General features: G+C 54.8%; 20 protein-coding genes. 10 read left to right on the top strand and 10 right to left on the bottom strand.

Going from position 1 to position 22,429, the window contains the following annotated elements; all coding sequences use genetic code 11:
* Positions 1–86: 86 nt before the first annotated feature.
* Both Q3V30_RS10205 and Q3V30_RS10200 read right to left on the bottom strand, forming a co-directional pair.
* Positions 87–827 carry an NADPH-dependent oxidoreductase gene (locus Q3V30_RS10205; RefSeq protein WP_306212941.1) on the bottom strand — a complete coding sequence of 247 codons (741 nt, stop codon included), beginning with the start codon at positions 825–827 and terminating at the stop codon, positions 87–89.
* A 179-nt stretch (positions 828–1,006) separates the two neighbouring features.
* The gene (locus Q3V30_RS10200; protein WP_306212939.1) at positions 1,007–1,612 is read right to left on the bottom strand and encodes a TetR/AcrR family transcriptional regulator; all 606 of its coding nucleotides are present in this window, start codon (positions 1,610–1,612) and stop codon (positions 1,007–1,009) included.
* A gap of 131 nt (positions 1,613–1,743) precedes the next feature.
* Between Q3V30_RS10200 and Q3V30_RS10195 the strand changes: the two genes are divergently transcribed.
* A complete protein-coding gene (locus Q3V30_RS10195) occupies positions 1,744–2,115 on the top strand; it encodes a gamma-glutamylcyclotransferase family protein (RefSeq protein ID WP_306212937.1) in 372 nt (123 codons plus the stop codon).
* 64 nt (positions 2,116–2,179) lie between these two features.
* Here the strand turns inward: Q3V30_RS10195 and Q3V30_RS10190 are convergent, their stop codons facing one another.
* From Q3V30_RS10190 to Q3V30_RS10160, 7 genes are all read right to left on the bottom strand, one after another.
* The gene (locus Q3V30_RS10190; protein ID WP_306212935.1) at positions 2,180–3,175 is read right to left on the bottom strand and encodes a sugar phosphate isomerase/epimerase family protein; all 996 of its coding nucleotides are present in this window, start codon (positions 3,173–3,175) and stop codon (positions 2,180–2,182) included.
* 89 nt (positions 3,176–3,264) lie between these two features.
* On the bottom strand, positions 3,265–4,230 hold the full coding sequence (locus Q3V30_RS10185) for a transketolase family protein (protein WP_306212933.1): 966 nt from the start codon (positions 4,228–4,230) through the stop codon (positions 3,265–3,267).
* Positions 4,223–5,053: a transketolase gene (locus Q3V30_RS10180; RefSeq protein ID WP_306212931.1), complete on the bottom strand. Its 831-nt coding sequence runs from the start codon at positions 5,051–5,053 to the stop codon at positions 4,223–4,225. Before Q3V30_RS10180 ends, Q3V30_RS10185 begins: the two co-directional genes overlap by 8 nt.
* A gap of 75 nt (positions 5,054–5,128) precedes the next feature.
* Positions 5,129–6,238 (bottom strand): ABC transporter permease, encoded by a 1,110-nt coding sequence (locus Q3V30_RS10175; protein ID WP_306212929.1) that lies wholly within the window; start codon positions 6,236–6,238, stop codon positions 5,129–5,131.
* Position 6,239: 1 nt separating this feature from the next.
* Positions 6,240–7,760: a sugar ABC transporter ATP-binding protein gene (locus Q3V30_RS10170; protein WP_306212927.1), complete on the bottom strand. Its 1,521-nt coding sequence runs from the start codon at positions 7,758–7,760 to the stop codon at positions 6,240–6,242.
* The gene (locus tag Q3V30_RS10165) at positions 7,760–8,371 is read right to left on the bottom strand and encodes a DUF2291 family protein (protein WP_306212925.1); all 612 of its coding nucleotides are present in this window, start codon (positions 8,369–8,371) and stop codon (positions 7,760–7,762) included. The genes Q3V30_RS10170 and Q3V30_RS10165 overlap by 1 nt, the downstream gene beginning before the upstream one ends.
* 14 nt (positions 8,372–8,385) lie before the next feature.
* The gene (locus Q3V30_RS10160) at positions 8,386–9,324 is read right to left on the bottom strand and encodes a D-ribose ABC transporter substrate-binding protein (protein WP_306212923.1); all 939 of its coding nucleotides are present in this window, start codon (positions 9,322–9,324) and stop codon (positions 8,386–8,388) included.
* A 201-nt stretch (positions 9,325–9,525) separates the two neighbouring features.
* Between Q3V30_RS10160 and Q3V30_RS10155 the strand changes: the two genes are divergently transcribed.
* From Q3V30_RS10155 to Q3V30_RS10130, 6 genes are all read left to right on the top strand, one after another.
* Positions 9,526–10,476: a sugar-binding transcriptional regulator gene (locus tag Q3V30_RS10155; protein ID WP_306212921.1), complete on the top strand. Its 951-nt coding sequence runs from the start codon at positions 9,526–9,528 to the stop codon at positions 10,474–10,476.
* Between the two features lie 214 nt (positions 10,477–10,690).
* Positions 10,691–13,660: a formate dehydrogenase subunit alpha gene (gene fdhF, locus Q3V30_RS10150; RefSeq protein ID WP_306212919.1), complete on the top strand. Its 2,970-nt coding sequence runs from the start codon at positions 10,691–10,693 to the stop codon at positions 13,658–13,660.
* Positions 13,660–14,142, top strand: a complete 483-nt coding sequence (locus tag Q3V30_RS10145; RefSeq protein ID WP_306212917.1) for a DUF1641 domain-containing protein — start codon at positions 13,660–13,662, stop codon at positions 14,140–14,142. The genes fdhF and Q3V30_RS10145 overlap by 1 nt, the downstream gene beginning before the upstream one ends.
* Positions 14,135–15,484 carry a cytochrome ubiquinol oxidase subunit I gene (locus tag Q3V30_RS10140; protein ID WP_306212915.1) on the top strand — a complete coding sequence of 450 codons (1,350 nt, stop codon included), beginning with the start codon at positions 14,135–14,137 and terminating at the stop codon, positions 15,482–15,484. Before Q3V30_RS10145 ends, Q3V30_RS10140 begins: the two co-directional genes overlap by 8 nt.
* Positions 15,477–16,424 carry a cytochrome d ubiquinol oxidase subunit II gene (locus Q3V30_RS10135; protein ID WP_306212913.1) on the top strand — a complete coding sequence of 316 codons (948 nt, stop codon included), beginning with the start codon at positions 15,477–15,479 and terminating at the stop codon, positions 16,422–16,424. Before Q3V30_RS10140 ends, Q3V30_RS10135 begins: the two co-directional genes overlap by 8 nt.
* A 104-nt stretch (positions 16,425–16,528) precedes the next feature.
* On the top strand, positions 16,529–16,885 hold the full coding sequence (locus Q3V30_RS10130; protein ID WP_306212911.1) for an MmcQ/YjbR family DNA-binding protein: 357 nt from the start codon (positions 16,529–16,531) through the stop codon (positions 16,883–16,885).
* Between the two features lie 98 nt (positions 16,886–16,983).
* Here the strand turns inward: Q3V30_RS10130 and Q3V30_RS10125 are convergent, their stop codons facing one another.
* The gene (locus Q3V30_RS10125) at positions 16,984–17,742 is read right to left on the bottom strand and encodes an SDR family NAD(P)-dependent oxidoreductase (protein WP_306212909.1); all 759 of its coding nucleotides are present in this window, start codon (positions 17,740–17,742) and stop codon (positions 16,984–16,986) included.
* A gap of 252 nt (positions 17,743–17,994) precedes the next feature.
* Here Q3V30_RS10125 and Q3V30_RS10120 point away from each other — a divergent pair, with 252 nt between their 5' ends.
* From Q3V30_RS10120 to Q3V30_RS10110, 3 genes are all read left to right on the top strand, one after another.
* Positions 17,995–18,783, top strand: coding sequence for an AraC family transcriptional regulator (locus Q3V30_RS10120; RefSeq protein WP_306212907.1), 789 nt, complete (start codon positions 17,995–17,997; stop codon positions 18,781–18,783).
* A gap of 641 nt (positions 18,784–19,424) precedes the next feature.
* A complete protein-coding gene (locus Q3V30_RS10115; RefSeq protein WP_306213175.1) occupies positions 19,425–20,807 on the top strand; it encodes a diaminobutyrate--2-oxoglutarate transaminase in 1,383 nt (460 codons plus the stop codon).
* Between the two features lie 14 nt (positions 20,808–20,821).
* A complete protein-coding gene (locus tag Q3V30_RS10110) occupies positions 20,822–22,294 on the top strand; it encodes a pyridoxal phosphate-dependent decarboxylase family protein (RefSeq protein ID WP_306212905.1) in 1,473 nt (490 codons plus the stop codon).
* The last annotated feature ends 135 nt before the right edge of the window (positions 22,295–22,429 follow it).

Here is a 22,429-nt window from a genome sequence, read left to right as displayed (position 1 = left end):
TTTTGCTATGGTAGTTTGGTATAAATAACGCCAGCTGGTCGTTGCAGCTACGCATGGGGAGCAATATCACCCCCCATTATCTGAGATTACTTATCGGTTCCAAAACCCTGCTTTTTCAGCCCGGGCAGGACTTCCGGAAAATAGATGTTCTTGTAGTAACCGCTGACGCTTTCACTCCAGCTCTCGCCATCGTTCCGCCCTATCTCTTTCCAGTGCTGAACCATCACGTCATTATATTTGGCAATTTGCTCCGCCATGCCTGCGCTGTGATAGGCTTCCTCATGGCGGAAAGTTTCCATTGGCAGACGAGGTTTCATATGGGAGGGTTGATCAACGTGACCAATCACCACGCCAGCTACCGGGAAGGTGAGTTCCGGCAATTCAAGCAGAGAAATCAGCGCCTGAGGGTCACGACGAATACCGCCAATTGGCACAATCCCTAACCCTTCCGCACGCGCCGCTGCCATCACTGAACCTAACGCAATACCAACGTCTGTTGATCCAGAAACAATGCTTTCAATACTCTGATGCGCAATCTGGGTCTGCCCGATAGCGGCCATGGCAGTATAAGATTTATGCATATCCAGAACAAAAGTGATAAAGACCGGCGCTTTTGCAATCCACGGCTGGCCCCCTGCAATTGCAGAGATCTTTGCGCGCTTCTCTGCATCCCGCGTCACGATAACGGAAACCTGCTGCGAGTTAACAGAAGTTGGGGCGTGGTAGGCCGTGCTGATAATGCGATTCAAAACCTCATCATCGACTGGCTGATCTTTAAAGCTGCGTTCACTTTTATGGCTGATGAAGTTTTCAATAATAGAATTCATAATCTCTCCTGAGTTGGAAAAGCAACAATAACAAAAGCGTTGTCGCCAAACTTAACCGTATTTGCCCTGTAAAAAGAGCCTGAGGTAAGCCAATAAAAAGGGCTGAATATCGCTATTTTTAGTTTGCCTGGCGCAAGGCATAAAAAAAGCACCTTCCGGTGCTTTAATCATCGCCCGGTTTAAGGGGCCAGATGCAGGCTCTGTCTGGTCAGCAGCATCGCTGAATCAAAAGGCTTTTTATTGCGCACTATCTTCACCATCACGCTGGCACCCAGCCAGAGCTGATAAAGACTTTCTGCCACTATTGCCGGCTGGTCATCAATGCTGAGTGAACCCTCCACCTGACCCGCTTCAATCGCTCTGGTAAGGCGCTGAACGATGCCGGTGGTCCCCGTTTTAAGCGTAATACGCATATTTTCCGAGAGGTCAGCCACTTCCGCACCCAGCTTCACTGCCAGGCATTTGCCCTGACAATCCAGAAAAGATTGCGTCTCCTGCCACTGCTGCCAGTACTGCATCAGTCGCTGCGCCATTGTACGGTCGGGCAGGCTTAGCGTAGCGTCAAGCTCGGCCAGATAGTCATCGAAATAACTCTCCAGCATCGCCACGCCAAAGGCATCTTTGGAGCCAAAGTAATGATAAAACGAGCCTTTGGGTACGCCGGCATCACTCAAAATTTCATTGAGGCCGACCGCCGAATATCCCTTGCTGGCCATAATACGCTGGCCTGTCGCCAGGATATGCTCGCGGATATCATTTCTGTGAGAGTGCGTTGATGTTGTCATAGCGACATAATAAGCCCAATTAGACCGACCGTCTATATATTTTTATGATAACAGACATAATTTGATTAACGCCTTGAAAGTTTTCAGCTAATTTACCTGCTGCCTGTTTTTGCGCTGAACAAAGGAAAAAAATGAAACGTCTGTTTGTCTACGGCACGCTCTGCCCCGGCCGCTCAAATGCGCATATCCTGGAGAATATTGGCGGGCAATGGCAGCCCGGCTCCGTATCGGGATTCTATTACGAGCGCGGCTGGGGAGCCGCTGCAGACTTTCCGGGCATTGTGCTCGACGAGCGCGCTCCGGCGGTGGCGGGCTTCCTGTTTATTTCAGACAATCTGGATGCCCACTGGCCTCTGCTGGATGAGTTCGAAGAGGGTTATGACCGCGTGCCGGTTGAAGTGACCACCAGTGAAGGGCAGAAAATCACGGCCTGGATTTACCAGCTGCAGCCGCAGGTTGAAGAGCGCCCTGCTGCTGCTGCGGTCACTGAAAAAGCGTTGTAAGCCAGCCTGAAAGCGATGCTCAAAAAGGATCCGCAGATCCTTTTCTCACCGGTTATCGCCTGGGTTATGACTCATCCTCAATAGAGGAGAGCAGCGCATTCTGGATGATCCGCTGCGCCTGCATGGCATCCTGGCGCGCCTGCGCGGCCTGTAATGCCGGAATGTCGAGCTTATCCAGGGCGCGATAGATATGCTTGAGGAAGCGGATTGACAGCCGTGCCGCCTCAACGTTATCTTCGCGGAACGGGAACTGATCCAGCTGCCATACCCCTTCCCAGTTGTTAATCTTCAGCACATAGAAGAACTCAAAGATTTCGGTCATATGCACGGTGCCGACCACCAGATCGTCATCCCAGCTGCGGAGGTTATCGTTCACGTCCATGCCGAACAGGCGGCCGCGATCGATGATCAGCTGAGCGGAATCCGCCGGGGATTCCCCACCGAACAGCGCATGACCGAAGTCGAGCAGTACGCCGACGTTTTCCAGGCCGATATCCTCAATACCCAGCAGCGTACGTGCCGCTGAATCCCAGGTCATTTTCACCCTGGGCTCACGCGGTTTATACTCAATGGCAAATTTCACGTCCGGGTTAGCGGCTGCCAGTTCACGCATGCCATCAACCGCCAGTTTCCACAGCTGTTTGTGATCCACCTGGAACGGGTAATCCCAGCCATCCTGACCCGGCCAGACTTTGACATAGCTGGCGCCCAGCTCGCGCACCACGTCTGCGGCTTCATTCATCAGCTTCATCGCCTCTTCACGCGCCACCGGATCGGGATTGGTAAAAGCGCCGCGTGACCACTTACGCAGATAAATTTCTGGCGTAATGCCAATGGCCTGCAACCCCGCCTCTTTCAACGCCTCTTTCACCTGGCTCAGGGTGACGCCCGGCGAGAACGGGTAGGGAATATCCACATAAGAGAGATCCCCAACCTTCTTTGCTTCCTGAATCTGTTCCAGCGTACTCAACGCGGGGCCGTAACCATCAACCGCGTAGCGGTCGATGTAGTTGGCGAAATGCCATAATCCTGCGCCGAATTTGGGATAGTTATAGGTCATCTGTTCTTCTCCATGCATATCGACAAAAAAGTGCACGCGGCTGCGTGAGTGAGAAAAGGCTGGTTAACCGGTGAGTCAGGTGCTGCTCCTCACCGCTGAGGGGCGCGATCGCCCTGCTCTTTGCAGATCCTGAGCGCGTGGCGGACGATACCCCCGGCATCAATTTCATGACGGGCGCGCATCTCAACGCGGTCGGCAGCAATGGCATAATCGCCATCTTTAATGCCGAGGCGCAGTAGCGGAATGGCACAACCGTTCTCCGCCAGAACTTCGGCGACCAGGCTGCCGACGCCACCATTGATGTTGTGCTCTTCAACGCTGATCGCTGCCGGTGCACGTTTTAATAACCGCAGCAGCTGCTGCGTGTCGCACGGCCGGATCGAAGGAACAGAAATGACGGCGGCAGAGATACCCTGTCCGGCCAGGGCGATGGCTGCATCCACGATTTCATGCACGGTCGATCCGGTAGCGATCAGCGTGATGTCGCTTCCCTCACTCAGCAGATCAATAGCGCCCGGCACAAACTGATAGTTCTCGTCGTGCAGTTGCGGCAGCGCTTTGCCATCAAGGCGGATATAAACCGGCCCCTGGTAATCAAGCGCATACTCAATGATCTGACGGCACTCTACCGGACAGGAGGGAGCGTAAATCTGGATGTTGCCAAAGCCGCGCATCACCGCCAGGTCGTCAATACTGTGATGCGTGCTCGCCAGCGGGCCGTAGCTTGCCCCGGCATTCAGCCCGAAAAGCTTGACGTTGGTGTTGTTGTAGCAGACGTCGACTTTTACCTGCTCATTGGCGCGCGAAACCAGAAACGGCGCGGCGTTACAGGTCACCGCTATTTTTCCGCCAATCGCCAGGCCCGCAGCGGTACCCACCAGAACCTGCTCAGCGATCCCAACGTTTACCAGCCGATCGGGAAACGCCTTAATAAACGGGGCGATCTTGGCGGTTGAGGTGGAGTCCGCTACCACCGGCACCACGTCGAGGCCGCGCTCCACGGCGGCTATCAGCGTATCTACCATCACCGTGGCCAGATGTTGTGCATTACTCATCTTTCAACTCCTCCAGTGCCAGCATAATTTCTTCGCCTTTAGGCACGCGATGGTGCCATTCAGCCTTGCTCTGAATAAATGAGACGCCATACCCTTTTTCGGTATTGGCGATAACCACGTTCGGCTTGCCGTTAGCTGGCAGGTTTTCCAGCGTAGTGACCACCGAAGCCATGTCGTTACCGGCACACTCGGTGACGTTGAGGCCGAATGCCTGCCACTTCTCCGCCAGCGGTTCCGTATTCATGATTTCGCTGGTCGCCCCGGCAAGCTGGAGTTTATTGCGGTCGTTGATGATGACCAGGTTGTCCAGACCGTAATGGGCGGCAACCAGCGCGGCTTCCCAGTTACTCCCCTCAGCCAGTTCCCCATCCCCGGTGACCACAAACACTTTGCGCGAGCTGCCCTCTTTTTTGGCGGCAATCGCAATGCCTACCGCTACCGGCAAACCGTGGCCCAACGCGCCCGTATTCAGCTCAACGCCAGGCGTTTTATGCTTCACCGGGTGACCCGGCAGATGAGAGTCTGCATGCTGATAAGTGGGCAGCCAGCTTTCAGGAAAGTAACCCGCTTCAGCCAGCACGCAGTAATATCCGCCCACGGCATGACCTTTGGACTGGATATAGATATCTCGCGTGTTGTCCTGAGTACGTTCCGGCGCGCAGTTGAGTAACCGGAAATAGAGCGCCGTGACGATCTCAACCTGAGAGAGATCGGCGCCGGTATGCCCACCAGCCGGGCTGCCCGCATTGAGGTGAATAATGCGCCGGCGTACGGCCCGCGCTTTGCTTTTTAACTGTTCTACAGAGAGATTGAATGGGTTCATGGTGCCACCTTTGAATTTTAATTTACCATTGAATATATATTCATAGAGGGTAAAAAAATGGGGGAATTACCCCTCTCAGCCAGGCTGGCTGGATCCCCCTTCCTCGATCAGCGCCTTCTGCGCGACCACGGCTGCTTTCTGCTGCATGCGGTTCTGCATCTGGTCGATAATCACGGCAATGATGATCACGATACCTTTGATCACCATCTGCCAGAACTCACTGACGCCCATCATGATCAGTCCGTCAGCCAGAAACCCGATCACAAAGGCACCAATCAACGTGCCCAGAATGGTGCCTCGTCCGCCCGCCAGTGAAGTACCACCCAGCACTACCGCTGCGATGGCGTTCATCTCAAAAGAGGTGCCGTTCGCAGGGTGGCTCGCCACCAGCTGAGAAGAGACCACAATCCCGGCGATCGCTGCACAGAAACCGGAGATCGCATAGACCATGATTTTTACCCGCTTCACTCTTACACCAGAGAGCTCCGCCGCCCGCTCATTGTCGCCAATTGAGTAGACGTGACGGCCAAACGGCAGCCGTCTGGCTATATAGGCAATCACCAGCGCCAGCACAATCATCATCCAGATGGCGTAAGGCAGGCCGAGGAAATAGCCCGCGCCGATATCATCAAATCCGGTATTTCCCAGCTGCGGATTACCCTGCAGCCCCGGAAATGTCTCGCCTCCCGAAGTCAGCATGGCCGCACCGCGCAGAATATACATAGTGCCCAGCGTGCAGATGAAAGGCGCCACGTTATAGCGGGTGATAATCCAGCCGTTTCCGGCGCCAATCAGCGCGCCCACCAGCAGGACGAACGGCACAATCACCCAGACGCTCGGAAAGATAGCAATGCCAAACATCGGCAGCACAATGCCTTTGGTAATCAGCCAGCCGGCAATCATGCCGCACAGCCCCAGCGTGGCGCCGATAGAGAGATCGATCCCGGCGGTGATAATCACAAAGGTGATGCCCAGCGCCAGGAAGGCGTTAATCGCGATATGTTTAATCATGATCACCATACTGCCCAGCGCGAGAAAATCGGGCACGGTGACCGAAAAGAAACCGACGATCAGGATCAGCGCGATAAAGGTGCGCATCTTTAACAGCAGCAGAATCAGGCTTTCCCGCGAATTAAAGGCTTTTACCGGCGGGATCCCCAGCGCGGCCGTGTGGCTGTTTTTCATGTCAGAACCCCTGAGCACTTGCTTTTACCAGCGCCGACTCTTCTGCCGCCGCACGAGGAATATCGGCGGTGAGCTTCCCGCCGGACATCACCAGAATTCGATCCGAAACCGCCATGATTTCTTTCAAATCTGAGGTGGAAAACAGTATGGCGATCCCCTGCTCCGACAAACTGACCATCATGCGGAACACATCTGCTTTCGCCCCCACATCGATCCCACGGCTCGGCTCATCCAGCAGCAACAGACGGGGATTGGTAAGCAGCGAGCGCCCAATCACCACCTTCTGCTGATTGCCGCCGCTCAGGGCATTAATCGTGACTTCCGGGGAGGATATTTTGATCGACAGATTGCTGACGGTATCCTTTACCACCGCCTGTTCCTGCCGCCGGGAGATAGCAAAGCGGTATTCAAGGCGCTGCCACAAACTGCCAATAGTGAGATTGCTGGCCACCGATGAGACCGGGAAGATGCCGGTACGTTTGCGGTCTTCCGGCACCAGGCTCATCCCCATACGGATGCGTTCTGCAGGCTCCAGCCGTTGCGGCACCGGTTTACTGTCAAGCCACAGCTTGCCGAGATAGTTACGCTGCGTGCCGAGCAGACACTCAAACAGTTCGGTACGTCCCGCGCCCATCAGGCCATAGATGCCGACAATTTCCCCGGCACGTACCGTAAAGGAGACGTCGTCCACCACCGCAATCCCCGCCGGGCCAACGCAGGTGATCTTTTCCGCCTCCAGAACCGGCACGCCAAATTCCCTTCCTGGCGAGAGAAAACTGGTGACGGGTTCACTCCCCAGCATTTCACGCACGATCCACGGCACGTCAATGTCGCTGACCTCAGCCTGGGCCTGAAAGCGCCCGTCCCGCAGGATGGTTATCACATCCCCGATAGCCATTAACTCCTCCAGCCGGTGGGAAATATAGATAATTGTCACCCCCTGACGCGTCAGCTCGCGGATCACCCGGAACAGGATCTCTACTTCCGTTTTACTCAGTGCTGAGGTGGGTTCATCAAGGATCAGGATATCGGTGTTTTCTGCCAGCGCTTTGGCAATCTCCACCAGCTGCTGTTGCCCCACCTTGAGATTGGCGACCTGCTCACGCGGCGAGATAGCCTGATCCAGCCGCCGCATCAGCTCGGCGGTACGCGCCTCCTGCGTTTTCTCATCAATTGGCTTCAGGCCATGCTGTAACTCACGGCCCAGAAAAATATTCTCTGCTACCGACAGGTTTTCAAACAGGTTCAGCTCCTGATGCACCATGCCAATCCCGTGCCGGGCCGCCTCACGCGTACTGTTCAGGGTTACCAGCTCGCCATTGAGCCGGATCTCTCCGCTGGTAGGCTGCTGCACGCCAGCAAGAATTTTCATCAGCGTGGATTTACCGGCGCCATTTTCACCAATAATCACGTTCACTTTACCGCGCCAGACGTTGTAGTCGATATTGTCCAGCGCCAGCGTGCCGGGAAACAGCATCGATACGCCGCGGGTCTGCAAAATAATCGGATCGGGCTGCGTCATTATGGCTGCTCCTGTTTCAGGGAAACGGCGACCACGTCCTGCACCTTGCTGGTCTGTAACGTGACGGCAAGCAGCAGCTGCACCGGCTTGCCGACCCAACTCTCATCAACCGGCGGCAGCTGTTTCACCGCATGGCGGTTCAGCGCTCTGGTAAGCTGAGCGTACTGAACCTGATTAGTGAACTCTTCAAAGCGGAAGCCCGCGGCATCGCGTATTGCATTGCTGCGGATCACCGGGCCGATCGCCACCGGTACCGCTTCACCGTTCAGGGTCACGGTGATAATGCGCTCCCGCTCGCTGGCCGAACTCACCGCAGTGACCGTTCCTGTGCCGCGAACAAACAGAGCGTCAGTGGTGCCCGCTTTAACAGTAGTGCTGCGGACTTTCATGTCGGCCCAGCTCAGGGCGTGCCTGTCCGCTTCCGCCAGCACTCTGCTCTGCCAGGTGGCTTCGGCTATCTGCTGCGCAGTCTGGTCCCGATAGCCCTGTTTTACCGCCGGATCCTTTGGAATAATCGGCTGCCCACTGGCATCCAGATCGACCACGGTACAGGCGCTTAGCAGTAGCGCGGCGGCGGCCAGCAGAGAGCCATGTGCACGTTTAGTCACCATTGTTATCTCCCTGACTACTGTGCGAGATTGAACAGTTTCAGTTTGCTGGCGTTAGAGTCATCTATCAGGGTGCAGTCCATCAGCTGCTTCTCTTCTTTTTGCGCCTTACCGTTTGTCAGGTAATAGTCAGCCTGCTCAATAGCCATCTGCGCCTGCGCCCAGCCGGGTTGCAGCACCGTGGCTTTGATATTGCCTTTGTTGATAATGGAGTCCCGGACGTAATCGCTGCCGTCAAAGCCCACCACAATCACATCCTTCTTACCGGCGGCTTTAAGCGCCGCTTCAGCGCCCAGCGCCATGGTGTCGTTACCGGAGATCACGCCGACGATATTGGGATTTTTTTGCAGAATGGTTTCCATGCGGCTGAACGCTTCGGTCTGACTCCAGTTAGCACTTTGCTGCGCCACCATTTTCATATCGCTATAATCATCCAGCACATCGTGGTAGCCCTGAGAGCGAACTCCGGCGTTGGTATCGGACTCTTTACCCAGCAGCTCCACATATTCACCTTTGCCGTTCAGCAGCTTGGCAAATTTCTCTGCCCCTAACTGCGCGCCCTGATAGTTGTTAGAGACGATCTGGGCGACAGCAATCCCCGGTTTGTTAATTTCCCGGTCGATCAGAAAAGTGGGGATCCCGGCATCTTTAGCCTTTTGCACCGGGCCGACGGTGGCGTCTGCGCCGGCGTTATCCAGCACAATGACTTTGGCCTTACGGGCAATGGCCGTTTCGATCAGCTGATTCTGTTTGTTCACGTCATCATCGTGGGAGGCGATCAGCGTAGAGTAGCCAAGCGCTTTCGCTTTTTGCTCCGCGCCATCGGCTTCCGCTTTAAAGAAAGGGTTATCGTGTGAAGGGGTGATAATGACTATCAGCCCTTTTTCAGCAGCCAGTGCGGCAGCAGAGAGGGTCATGGCGGACAGGAGTAAACCGGTAAGCAGGGTACGTTTCATTTATTATCTCCGTTATGAATATATATTCAATCGTGATTTATTATTCATTGAATATGATTTACACTCAGCTTTCCTGCCAGATAAACTGTGCAGAAAAGCGAACAGGATCACAGCTCGCTCAGGGATTTGATCGGAAATGGGCGTGGGGCGTCATTTTTATGACTTTCAGGAAAATCGACAGAGCAAAACCAGGAAGAAACGATGTCTAAGCAGGATGAGCAGCGCCTGATGGTAAAAATTGCCACTCTTTATTACACCGAGGGAATGAAGCAGTCTGATATTGCTAAAACGCTGGGTTTATCTCAGTCCTTTGTTTCACGCATGCTGGTGCGCTGCCTGAACGAAGGCGTGGTGAAGATTAGCGTGATTCCGCCCGGCAACATTTTCCCCGCCGTCGAAAAAAGCCTTGAGAAAAAATATGGCCTGAAACAGGCGATCGTGGTGGATGCCGCAGAAGAGGCGACCCCGGCGCAAATCCGCTATGCGATAGGCTCAGCAGCCGCGCACTATATGGAAACGCGCATTCGCGCCAACGATCTGGTGGGCATCTCTTCCTGGAGCGATACCATTCGCGCCATGGTGGACGCCCTGCACCCACAAAGCGTTAAGGCACGGGGAGTGATTCAGCTGTTAGGTGGTGTCGGGGCTAACGGCAATGTGCAGGCCACCATTCTTACGCAAACGCTGGCCGCTTATATGAGCTGTAAAGCCTGGCTGCTCCCCTCGCAAAGCATTGAGCGCTCGGTTGAGGAACGTCTCCGTCTTTCAACCAATGCCGAAGTTGCGGAAGTGGTCAGTAAGTTTGGCGAGGTTGATGTCGCCATTGTAGGTATTGGTGAGCTGGAACCTTCGCAGCAGTTAAAAAGCTCGGGTAACTATTATGATGAGGAGATGCTCAGGACCCTGGCATCACGCGGAGCGGTGGGCGATATCTGTCTGCACTACTATGACGCCAGCGGCAGACCGGTACTCAGCGCGGATGAAGATCCGGTGATCGGCATGGAACTGGCTCAGGCCCGCGCCTGCCCGCAGGTGGTGGCGCTGGCTGGCGGCATCAGCAAGGCCAGCGCCATTCGCGGCGCGCTGGTGGGCCATTACATCAACGTGCTGATTGTGGATTACCCTACTGCACGAAAGCTACTGGAGGAGTAAATCTGCCCTGACCAGAGACCCGGCAGCCGTCCGGGTCTGTTTTACCGCCCTCTCATTCCCCGCTTTTCACCTGTTTCCTGCCAGCATTTCTGTCGCCGCCGTGACAAATCTACAGAAAGCTACCAGGCTTTAACCACGTAACTTTACAAAACACCCAGGGACAGGCTCGGTTGCAGGAAGCAATTTTCAATGTCGTGGAAAAGAGACAGACATAATGAGAGACAACTGCACCCTTCTTTATGATGGTGAGGCACTGACCGGCAAAGCGGATCAGCCCCTTATCGATTTTTTGACCGCCCAGGGCAAGATCCTTCCCCATGTTTGTTACCACCCTTCACTTCCTCCTCTGCAATCCTGTGATGTCTGCTGGGTTAAGCACAACGGCGAGCTGGTCCGGGGCTGTACGCTCCGCTCTGCAGAAGGGATGGAGATCACCAGTACCGGCACTGCTGCAAAGGCCGCCCAGCAGGAGGGAATGGACCGGATACTTAACCGGCATGAGCTTTACTGTACGGTATGCGAACACAACACCGGCGACTGTACGCTGCACAATACCGTCGCCGATATGCATATCCCCATTCAGTATTACCCTTACGAGCGCAAGCCCTCGGACAAAGATCACAGCAACCCTTTTTATACCTATGATCCTGACCAGTGTATTTTGTGCGGGCGCTGCGTAGAGGCGTGCCAGAGCGTCCAGGTTAACGAGACGCTCTCTATCGATTACACCAGCGACCATCCGCGGGTGCTGTGGGACGGCGGAGAGCAGATCGCCGGGTCGAGCTGCGTCAGCTGCGGTCACTGCGTTACCGTCTGTCCCTGTAACGCGCTGCTGGAAAAAACCATGCAGCCGGACGCGGGTCCGCTGACCGACATGCCAATAGATCTTAAACGACCGATGATCGATTTCGTTAAATCGCTGGAGAACAGCATCGGGATGGAGCCGATCACCGGCATCTCGGTGATTGACATGAAGATGCGCCAGCATGAGATCAAAAAAACTAAGACCGTCTGTACCTACTGCGGCGTTGGCTGCAGCTTTGAAATGTGGACCAGAGACCGGCACATTCTCAAGGTGCAGCCGGTGGCAGATGCGCCCGCTAACGGCATTTCCACCTGTATCAAGGGGAAATTCGCCTGGGATTTTGTCAACAGCAAAGAGCGTCTGACCACCCCGCTCATTCGCGAAAATGGCCGCTTCCGCCCAGCCAGCTGGGAAGAGGCGCTGGCAACCGTCGCGCAAAAGCTGAAAGGCGTTGCTGCAAAGCATGGGGGCAACAGCATCGGCTTTATCGGCTCCAGCAAAGCCAGTAACGAAGAAGCCTATCTGACTCAGAAAATCGCCCGCCTGATATTTGGTACCAATAACGTTGATAACTCTTCCCGCTACTGCCAGAACCCGGCAACTGAAGGGCTGTTCCGCACCGTCGGTTACGGTGGCGATGCGGGCAGTATTGAGGATCTGCAGAAAGCCTCGCTGATCGTGGTTGTGGGCAGCAATATCTCAGAAAACCATCCGGTGATCGCTGCCCGTATCAAGCACGCCCATAAATATCAGGGGCAAAAATTACTGGTCGTCGATCCCCGTCGGCATGAGATGGCTGAGCGGGCCGACTGCTATCTGCGCATCAAACCGGGCAGCGATCTCGCCTGGGCCTCCGCCATGTCACGCTACATGTTTGAGCATGGCTATGCTGACGAAGAGTTTCTGGCAGAGAAAGTGAACGATCGGGATGAGTACCTTGCTTCCCTAAGCCCTTTCAGTCTTGAGTATGCCAGTGAGCTGACCGGACTCGGCCAGGAGCAGCTGGTCGCGGCAGCAGAGATGATTGGCCAGGCGGAGAGCGTCTGCATTCTGTGGGCAATGGGGATAACCCAGCACAGCCACGGAGCCGATACCAGTACCGCCCTCTCTAACCTGCTGCTGGTCACCGGAAATTATGGTCGTCCGGGCACGGGCGGCTATCCGATGCGTGGACATAATAATGTCCAGGGCGCCAGTGACTTCGGCTGCCTCAGCAACATCTATCCCGGTTATGAAAAGGTCACTGACCCGGCCATGCGTGAGAAATGGGCCAGGGCGTGGGGTGTGGATCCAGAGAAGCTCTCCGGTGAGGTGGGAGCGGATAACTTCCAGATGGTGCAGGAGGCCCACTCCGGCAAGCTGAAAGCGATGTATGTTATCGGCGAAGAGACCGCCTTCTCCGATGCGGACTCCTCCAACGTGCATGAAGCCTTCAGCGGGCTGGAATTTATGGTGGTGCAGGATATCTTTATGAGTCGCACGGCAGAATTCGCCGACGTAGTGCTGCCCGGCTGCCCGAGCGTGGAAAAAGAGGGAACGTTTGTCAATACGGAACGGCGCATCCAGCGTTTTTATGAAGTGATGCCGCCGCTGGGACAGAGCCGGCCAGACTGGAAGATCCTGACCGATCTCGCATCGCATCTGGGCCACCCCTGGTATTACACCCACCCCTCACAAATCATGGCTGAGGTGGCAGGCATCGCCGAGATCTTTGCCGGGGTGAGCTATGACCGCCTCAGCGGATGGCAGTCGCAGCAGTGGCCGGTCAGCGCTGACGGTAGCGATACCCCACTGCTCTATACGGACAAATTCAAATTCCCTGACGGTAAAGCGAAGCTTCACCCTCTGCACTGGCAGCCACCGGCAGAAAGCCCTGATGAGCAGTACGATCTGTTGCTGAACAATGGCCGGATGCTGGAGCATTTCCAGTCCACCAATCAGACCGGACGCGGCGGAAGAGTGCTGTCACTCTCCCCGGAATGGTATGTGGAAATCAGCCCGGAGTTGGCGAAGGAGCGTGGGCTGAATGAAGGCGACTGGGTATCGCTGACTTCCCGCCGGGGTTCGTTAGAGGTCCCGGTGCTGATCACCGACCGCGTGCAGGGAAACGTGCTGTTTATTCCTATTCATCATGGTAAACCCGGCATTAACGGGCTGACTGGCGAACATCACGATCCGGATGTGAATACTCCCGCCTATAAAGAGATAGCCATTTCACTGCGCAAGCTTGGCCGTTCGCTTAACCGAAGCCCGCTTCCGCGTGAAAACTTCCGTTATGGCGATCGGACACCCCTTGTCCATCTGCCGATCGAAGAAAAATGGCAGCAGGATGGCTACACCCTTCCCCCTGAACACACCGAACACCCGGAGAAGTTTTAATGGCTGAACGTATGAAGTATGAGGTTCCTCCAACCCGCACGGAACCCAATGCCAGAGAGTCACTCGACAAACTGATCGAGAATCTGCATCAGCACGGTTTTTTGCGCCTGGCCAACGACATGGTCTGCGCCAATACCGATATTGCGAAAGTGCTGGTAGACGGGGCAAACAGGCCCGGCTCTCTGACAGCGATCCAGAATATCTCGCTGCTGCTGATGGCACTCTCACGGGTGCCGCCTGAACGTTTTAATCAGTTACTGATAGCCATAACCGATGCCGCAAACGCCCTCAGCCATGAGTCCGAAAATGTTGAGAAACAGGGCGCGCCGGGGATCAAGGGCGTGATCAGGCTGCTGCGGGATGATGAGCTCTGGCAGGGTATCTCGCCGCTGCTGAAAGGCTTCCGTGCTTTTGCCACCTCAATGGAAAAGCCACCGGAGAAACCGATCACCCGTTACTCCGGTAAAAAAAGCCATGTCTGATGCCGCACTCTCGCTACTGCTCTCACGGTGGCAATTTGCCGTGACCATTGGCCTGCATATCACCCTGGCCGCTTTTGCTCTCGGGCTCGCCTCTTTTCTGGCCTTTCTGGAGGCGGCCTGGCTTATTCGCAAGGAAGCACGCTACTTCGAGGCTTACACCTTCTGGTTAAAAGTCTTTGCTCTTACCATTGTGGTGGGAGCCGTAACCGGCGTGCTGATGGAGTTTGAGTTTGGTGCCAACTGGGGGCCGTTATCCGCTAAAGCGGGCGCTGTAGTTGGCCCGCTGATGTTTTACGAAGTTCTGGTGGCCTTCTTTATGGAGTCCGCGCTGGCCGGGGTGATGATCTTTGGCCTGAACAAAATTGGCCCAAAGCTCCATTTTTGCGTCACGCTGCTGGTCGCGATCGGTGCCTTTATCAGTGCCTTCTGGATCCTGGCGGCCAATTCCTGGATGCAGACGCCCACCGGCTTCAGCATGGACGCGGCGGGTCATTTCCGGCCCGATAACTGGTGGAGCATCATCACTTCGCCCTCGTTTCCCTGGCGTCTGACGCATATGGTTATCGCCGCCCTGCTGGCAACGGCTTTTATGGTGGGCGGCGTGGGTGCCTGGCGCCTGCTCAGGGGGTTAAACCCCTCTACGGCGAAACTCATGGTCTCCTCTTCTATGTGGCTGGCGATCGTATTGATGCCCGTGCAGATCGTTGTGGGCGATCTGCACGGCGAAAATACGCTTAAATATCAGCCACAAAAAGTGGCCGCGATGGAGGGAAGCTGGCAAAGCCCCCCGCCAGGCGTGGGCGAACCTCTGCGCCTGTTTGCGCTGCCGGACCAGCAGGAACAGCGTAACTATGCCGAGGTGGCTATCCCTCAGATCGCCTCGCTCTATCTTAAGCACGATCTTTCCAGCCATATCAAAAGCCTTAGTGAGTTTCCGGCCAGCAATATCCCTCCGGTAGTCCCCGTATTTTTCGGCTTCAGGGTGATGGTAGGAATGGGGATCATGATGCTTCTTCTTAGCGCGACAGCGTTCTATCTTCGCCTTCGCAAGCGCCTGTATGTGTCGAAACCACTGCTGAAATGGATGACTCTGATGGCGCCCGCCGGCTTTATCGCCATGTTGGCAGGCTGGGTGGTGACGGAAACCGGGCGGCAACCCTGGACCGTCTGGGGGCATCTGCGAACGGAAGAGAGTGTTTCTGCCCACCCGGCGAACTGGATTATCGCTTCAGGCGCAGCAATCCTGGTGGTTTATGCCATCGCCTTCTTCGCCGGGCTCTACTATTTTCTGCGCTATGTCTCCACCCATGGCAGCGAACAGCAGGTGAAATACAATGTTTGACTCCGTCACGTTAGCTGCGGGCGTACTCGCTTTTACGCTTCTGATGTATGTGCTGCTGGATGGAACCGACTTAGGCGTGGGCATGCTGCTGGGCTTTTTCCCGGAAACCCAGGAGAGGCATAAGCTGATTGCCACTATTCTTCCTGTCTGGGATGCGAACGAAACCTGGCTGGTCTTGCTGGGAGGAGGCATGCTCGCCCTTTTCCCTGCCGCCTATGGGACGTTGCTGACCGGCTTCTACCCCTGGATCATAATCATGCTGCTGGCGTTGATTTTCCGGGCGGTAGGGATTGAGTACCGGCGTGATGCTTCCCTGAGGGTGAAGTTTCTGCTGGACAGGGTATGCATTGCCGCCTCAGCCTGTGTAGCTTTTATTCAGGGCCTGCTGGCTGGCAGCATTGTGGCAGGCAAGCCGCTGGACTCCGTTCTGGCGGTGTTCTCTCCCTTCAGCGTGCTTTTTGGCGCTGCAACGATAGCGGGCTATCTTCTACTGGGCTGCTGCTGGGTACACTGGCGAACCGAGGGGCAGCCAGCAAGGCGGGCGATCCGTTTAGCCGGGGCGTTTCTGGCGCTGACGGTTATTCTGGTGATCGGTCTGCTGTTGCTGCAACAGCCACGGTTAGCCACATTAGTTGCATTGCCGGGCACTAAGCTGATGTTAGCTGCCAGCACGCTCTTTGCGCTTCTGGTCCCCATAGCCCTGCGCAGTAAGGTGCGGCTGTTGCCGCTGGCCGCGGCACTGCTGATGGTGATCAGCCTGATCGCGCTGACGCTTCGCGCCGTCTACCCCTGGCTTATTCCCAACGTGCTCAGCCTGCAGGATGCGGCGGCACCGGAGGCAACCCGCGCCTTTGTACTGGGAGGTACCGCCCTGGCTATCCCCATTACGCTCATTTATAACAGCTGGGCGTTTTGGATATTACGCGGAAAAGTCAGTTAGATTCCAGTGACGGCAGGCTGCCAGACCTGCTGTCATTCACCTGGAGTGCATAGTTCATTCCAGTAAATTACATGTACAATTCTACTTAAAGGGAGAAAGAGACGATGAAACGCGAAACGCTGTTCAAATATGCCCGCGAGCATTACAAAGCAGAGCCAGAATATTTATGGAGCAATCTTCCTGGCTATGCCGTTCTCCGGCATCATGATGGAGAAAAGTGGTTCGGCATAGTGATGAACGTGACGGGGACCAAGCTTGGTCTGGAAACCGAAGAGAAAATTGACGTGCTGGAGGTAAAAGTCAGGCCGGAGCACATCGGTTCCCTGAGAAAGAAAGAGGGAATTTTGCCTGCTTACCACATGAATAAAGAGCACTGGATCAGCATTCTCCTGTCCGGCCCATTATCGACCCGGGAAATCCACGATCTTTTATCTGAAAGCCATGAACTGACCGCGGCATGAACGCTGCTCACGGGCAGCGTTTTTTTACAGAATGCGCATGCATACGGCGCGAGGCAGGCTGGCTTGAGTGCATACCGAAGGACTCAATGCGATCGGGTTTACAGCAATTGGCCTCCTGAAATGTCAAAGCTGGTGCCGTTGGCCCATGCCATATCATCAGAGAGTATGGCGGCTACGGCGCCACCCACATCATCCGGTAAACCGACACGCCCAAGGGCAATCCCCTGAGCAACCCAGGCTTTGACCTCATCATTATCCCGCACGGCCCCCCCGCCAAAATCGGTTGCGATAGCGCCAGGCGCAATGGCATTGACCCGGATCTGACGCGATCCCAGCTCTACGGCCATATAACGAGTCAGCACCTCTACCGCCGCCTTCACCGCCGCATAAATACTGTATCCCGGTAGCGTAAAGCGCACAAAACCTGACGAGACATTCAGGATCCGACCGCCGTCCTCCATAAGCGGTAGCAGTTTCTGAGTCAGAAAAATCGGCCCCTGAAGGTGCGTGTTGACCAGTGAAGTGAACTGCTCCTGAGTGGCATCAACAAAGTTTGAGAAGAGGCCGTTACCGGCATTATTAACGAGAAAGTCGAAGCGCTCGCGGCCGAAATCTGCCTGCAGTGTTGCCGTCACAGCTTCAGAGAAGGCCAGAAAACGGGTGGTATCGATGATATCCAGCGGCAGCATGACAGCCTGACCACCCAACGCTTCAATCTCCTGCTTCAGTGTCTGAGCCTCTGCCGCACCGTTGCGATAGGTACCGATAATATCCACACCGCGTCTTGCAAGGTGAAGAGCCATATTGCGGCCAAGGCCTCTGCTGGTGCCAGTTATAAGTGCAATTTTTCGGGACATGGACTCTCTCTTTTAGGTTATCCGGTGCACCTGCTGGTGCCTTTTTGACCTGCTCATGATAGGCAATGCTCCTTTTGTTCACTACGCCGGATACGCTCAATTTATTGCCTGATTGTCTCAATGGTTTGCGCTGTCGCGGAACGTTGATATAGTCGAACCATGACCAACTTCCTTGCTCCTCATCTGGACATAGCCCTGCGGCATGCGTCCCCAGGTTTAACCTGCGCCCGGATCCCTCGCTTAGAGATCAGCGTGGGCCAGGGCTCTGCTGGTAGCACGCCTTGTCTCTATCGCTCGATGATCTGCTTTATTCTGCAAGGCTCAAAAAGCGTGGCGATAAATGAAACTCTCCTGAGCTACGACAGTGAACACTATCTTATCAGCGCGCTTGACCTGCCTTTGACCGGGCAGATATTTAATGGGGAGGAGGGGCAGCCCTACGTGGCGATTTCGCTGGTACTGGATCCAGCTATTCTGGCCGATCTGGCGGCGGCTATGCCACCGGCCCGCGAGCGCGAAATAAAGGGGACAGGAATGACGATAAACCCGATGACCGCTTCGATTCGCGACACATTATTTCGCTTTTTGTCGTTGCTTGAGACTCCCGAAGATATTCCGGTGCTCGGACCTTTAACAGAGCGTGAACTGCTCTATCGTCTGTTGCAAGGGCCTCAGGGGAAACTGCTTCGTCAGATTGCCCAACCCGAGGGCGCTTTGAGCAGTATCCGGCGCGCCGTTGCCTGGATCAGAGAGAATTACGCTATCCGGTTGCGTGTGGAAGCGCTGTGTGAGGTCAGCGGTATGAGTCGTGCGAGCCTGCATCGCCATTTTCTGTCGCTGACCGGTTTGAGCCCGGTTCAGTACCAGAAGCAGCTCAGATTGCAGGAAGCCCGCCAGCTTTTACTCTCTGGTGAATATCGCGCTTCTGAGGTGGCTTTTGTGGTCGGATATGAAAGCGCGTCGCAATTCAGCCGCGAATATTTGCGGCAATTTGGTTCCCCACCCGCACGCAACGTGCGAGAAATCCGGCAAGCGATATAACAAACCGGATGCGCTTTACGCCACAGGCTTCACGCGTTAAAAGCTCCAGCGCACGCCCGCGTTATAGCCCTAAAATTTCAACAAATAAGCGGAGAAACATCTCTCCGCCCTTCCCTGCGGATCGTTCTCTGTTCAGGATAAATGCTGCCCGGAAAAAATTAATAGCAAAACCTGAAAGAGCGGGCATTCGCGCTGATAAATCTTTTTTTAAGAATAAATAAATTATTTTTTAAGAGCGTAACCGCGATTTCGCATTTAACGTTAAGCCACCCCAGAGCGTTAATAACCGCTTCGCTTAATAAACAATTATGAAAATAACCTGCAAATTTCCTTCTCAACACACTTTTTAATTCCGGTAAATTCACGCTTTCAGACTGCTATCTGACTGACAGGAAACCTGAAAATTTGGGTTTAAGATAAGTTATACAAAGTGTAACAAACGAGCGATAGCCATACAAAAAGTACGTCTACTGCAACGTTATGATTCCTATAGAAAAAATGTAAGCATTTCTTAACAAAATTAATCATTGAGGTCAGGCAAGAAAAGTCCTATATTGGGCGCGCTTTTACAGCGATTTGCTACTTTTTTAACCATTTATTCAACCAGGAACGACGACGTGCCGGGTTGTAGGAGAGATATGATGACGGATAAAGTCCGTATTGATAATTTAGGTGCGAATTCTGCTAATGCTAACAATGAGACCTATTTAGCCAGACAGGCTGAAATGGAGTCGAATGTCAGGAGTTATCCCCGTAAATTACCATTCGCCATTGCGAAAGCGGAAGGCGTATGGATCACCGATGTTGAGAATAATCAATATCTTGATTGCCTGGCCGGTGCGGGAACGCTGGCGCTTGGACACAACCATCCTGCTGTCCTGCAAAGCATCCAAAATGTCATTACCAGCGGCTTGCCGTTACATACCCTGGATCTTACTACACCTTTAAAAGATCAGTTCTCTGAGTACCTGCTCTCCTTATTACCGGGTCAGGGTAAAGAGTACTGCCTGCAGTTTACCGGCCCTTCCGGCGCAGATGCGGTTGAAGCTGCCCTGAAACTGGCTAAGAAGCATACTGGCCGTACCGGCGTGATCAGCTTCTCTGGCGGTTATCACGGCATGACGCACGGCGCGCTGGCGGTAACAGGTAACCTGTCACCAAAAGAAGCCGTTAACGGCATGATGCCGGAAGTGCAGTTTATGCCTTATCCGCATGAGTACCGCTGCCCGCTTGGCATTGGCGGTGACGCTGGCGTTAAAGCACTGACTTACTACTTCGACAACCTGATCAACGACGTGGAAAGCGGCGTACGCAAACCTGCTGCGGTGATCCTGGAAGCGGTTCAGGGCGAAGGCGGCGTGAACCCGGCTCCGGCTGAATGGCTGCAGCGCATTCGTAAAGTGACTCAGGAGCACGGCATTCTGCTGATCCTTGATGAAGTTCAGGCTGGCTTCTGCCGTACCGGCAAACAGTTCGCCTTTGAACACGCAGGCATCGAGCCAGACATTATCGTGATGTCCAAAGCTGTGGGCGGTGGCCTGCCGCTGGCCGTGCTGGGCATTAAAAAGCAGTTTGACGCCTGGGAGCCGGGTCATCATACCGGTACCTTCCGCGGCAACCAGCTGGCGATGGCTACCGGCCTGACCACGCTGAAATTGCTGAAAGAAAATAATATTGCCGACAAAGTGGCGGCACAGGGCGAATGGCTGAAAGGCCAGCTGGCTGAACTGCAGAAACGTTATCCGGTTATCGGCCACGTTCGCGGTCTGGGCCTGATGATCGGTATTGAGATCGTTAAACCAGACGAAGCGCAGGATCATATGGGTTGCTACCCAGCCGACGGTCAGCTTTCTGCCCTGCTGCAGAAAAAATGTTTTGAGGCGGGTCTGATCCTCGAACGTGGCGGTCGTAACGGTTGCGTGCTGCGCCTGTTGCCTTCGCTGTTGATCACTAAGGAAGAACTGGCTGTTTTCATTGATAAGTTTGAAAGCGCCCTGTTATCAGCTGGCGTCAAACCTGTCTGAATGGAGTGAAGTGGATGTCCGGGTCAAACCCAATTCTGGCTGCTTCAGCGCAAAGCACTGAAGCCTACCAGCAAGCAATTGAACAGAGTAGCCGTGCCGTGGTGCAATGGTTGCAACAGCCTGAGATGTATCAGGGCAAAAGCGTTGCTGAACTGCGCGAACGTATCAAGCTGGATTTCAATCCTCAGGGCCTGGGCAACCAGGCCGCTATTGAGCGTGCGGTTGAGTACTTTTTAAAAGACAGCCTGTCGGTTCACCACCCGCAGTGCGTGGCGCACCTGCATTGCCCAAGCCTGGTGGTCAGCCAGGCAGCGGAAGTGTTGATCAACGCCACTAACCAGAGCATGGACTCCTGGGATCAAAGCCCGTCAGCCACCATCATCGAGATGAAGCTGATTGAATGGCTGCGTACTCAGGTTGGCTATCAGCCTGGCGATGCGGGCGTGTTCACCAGCGGCGGCACCCAGAGTAATCTGATGGGCCTGATGCTGGCACGTGATGCCTTCTTTGCGCGTCAGGGTCACTCTGTGCAGCAGGATGGCCTGATCGGTGACCTGAAGAAGATCAAAGTGTTCTGTTCTGAGCATGCACACTTCTCTGTGCAGAAGAACATGGCGCTGCTGGGTCTCGGTTATCAATCCGTTACTCTGGTGAAAACCGATCGCTTCTCACGTATGGATCTGAACGATCTGGCAGAGAAAGTGGCGCAGGTGAAAGCCAACGGCGAGCAGATCCTGGCTATCGTTGCCACCGCGGGCACCACGGATGCGGGCGCTATCGACCCGCTGCGTGCCATTGCTAAGCTTGCCGCTGAACAGCAGATCTGGGTGCACGTTGATGCGGCCTGGGGTGGCGCATTGCTGCTCTCTGAGAAGTACCGTGATTATCTGGACGGCATCGAGCTGGTGGATTCCATCACCCTGGACTTCCACAAGCAGTTCTTCCAGACCATCAGCTGTGGCGCCTTCCTGCTGAAAGAAGCGCGTCATTATGAACTGATGCGTTACCAGGCCGCTTACCTGAACTCCGAGTTTGATGAAGCTCAGGGCGTGCCGAATCTGGTGTCGAAATCACTGCAGACCACCCGCCGTTTTGATGCGTTGAAACTGTGGATGGGTCTGGAAGCGCTGGGTCAGAAACAGTATGCCGAAATCATCGATCACGGCGTGACGCTGGCTCAGGAAGTGGCAGGCTACGTTACCGGGCAGGCTTCGCTGGAGCTGGTGATGCAGCCGCAGCTGGCCAGCGTGCTGTTCCGCTATCGTCCGCAGCACGCCTCGCTGAACAGCGATGCTGCAGTGGCCTTGCTGAACCAGAAGATTGGTGATGCCCTGCTCGATTCCGGTCGTGCAAACGTGGGTGTGACCGAATCAGGCGGCGTGACCTGCCTGAAACTGACCCTGCTTAACCCAACGGTGACCCTGGAGGATATCAAAGTCCTGCTGGCACTGGTGGAGAGCACAGCGGAAAGCCTGCTGGCAGGCTAAGCACTTATCACCGCCTGTAGCGCCTGAAAGCCGACAACATTTGTTGTCGGCTTTTTTATTGCAGTCGACCTGGCATCCGTGTATCTGTTCTGATGATAAACAGCGAATTAACGCTATATTAGCGGGACGGAGAGA

The sequence above is a fragment of the Erwinia pyri genome (genome assembly GCF_030758455.1).
In the GTDB taxonomy this organism is placed as follows: Bacteria; Pseudomonadota; Gammaproteobacteria; order Enterobacterales; family Enterobacteriaceae; genus Erwinia; species Erwinia pyri.
The sequence above is the reverse complement of the archived record's forward strand: the minus strand, read 5'-3'. Positions and strand labels throughout refer to the sequence as shown.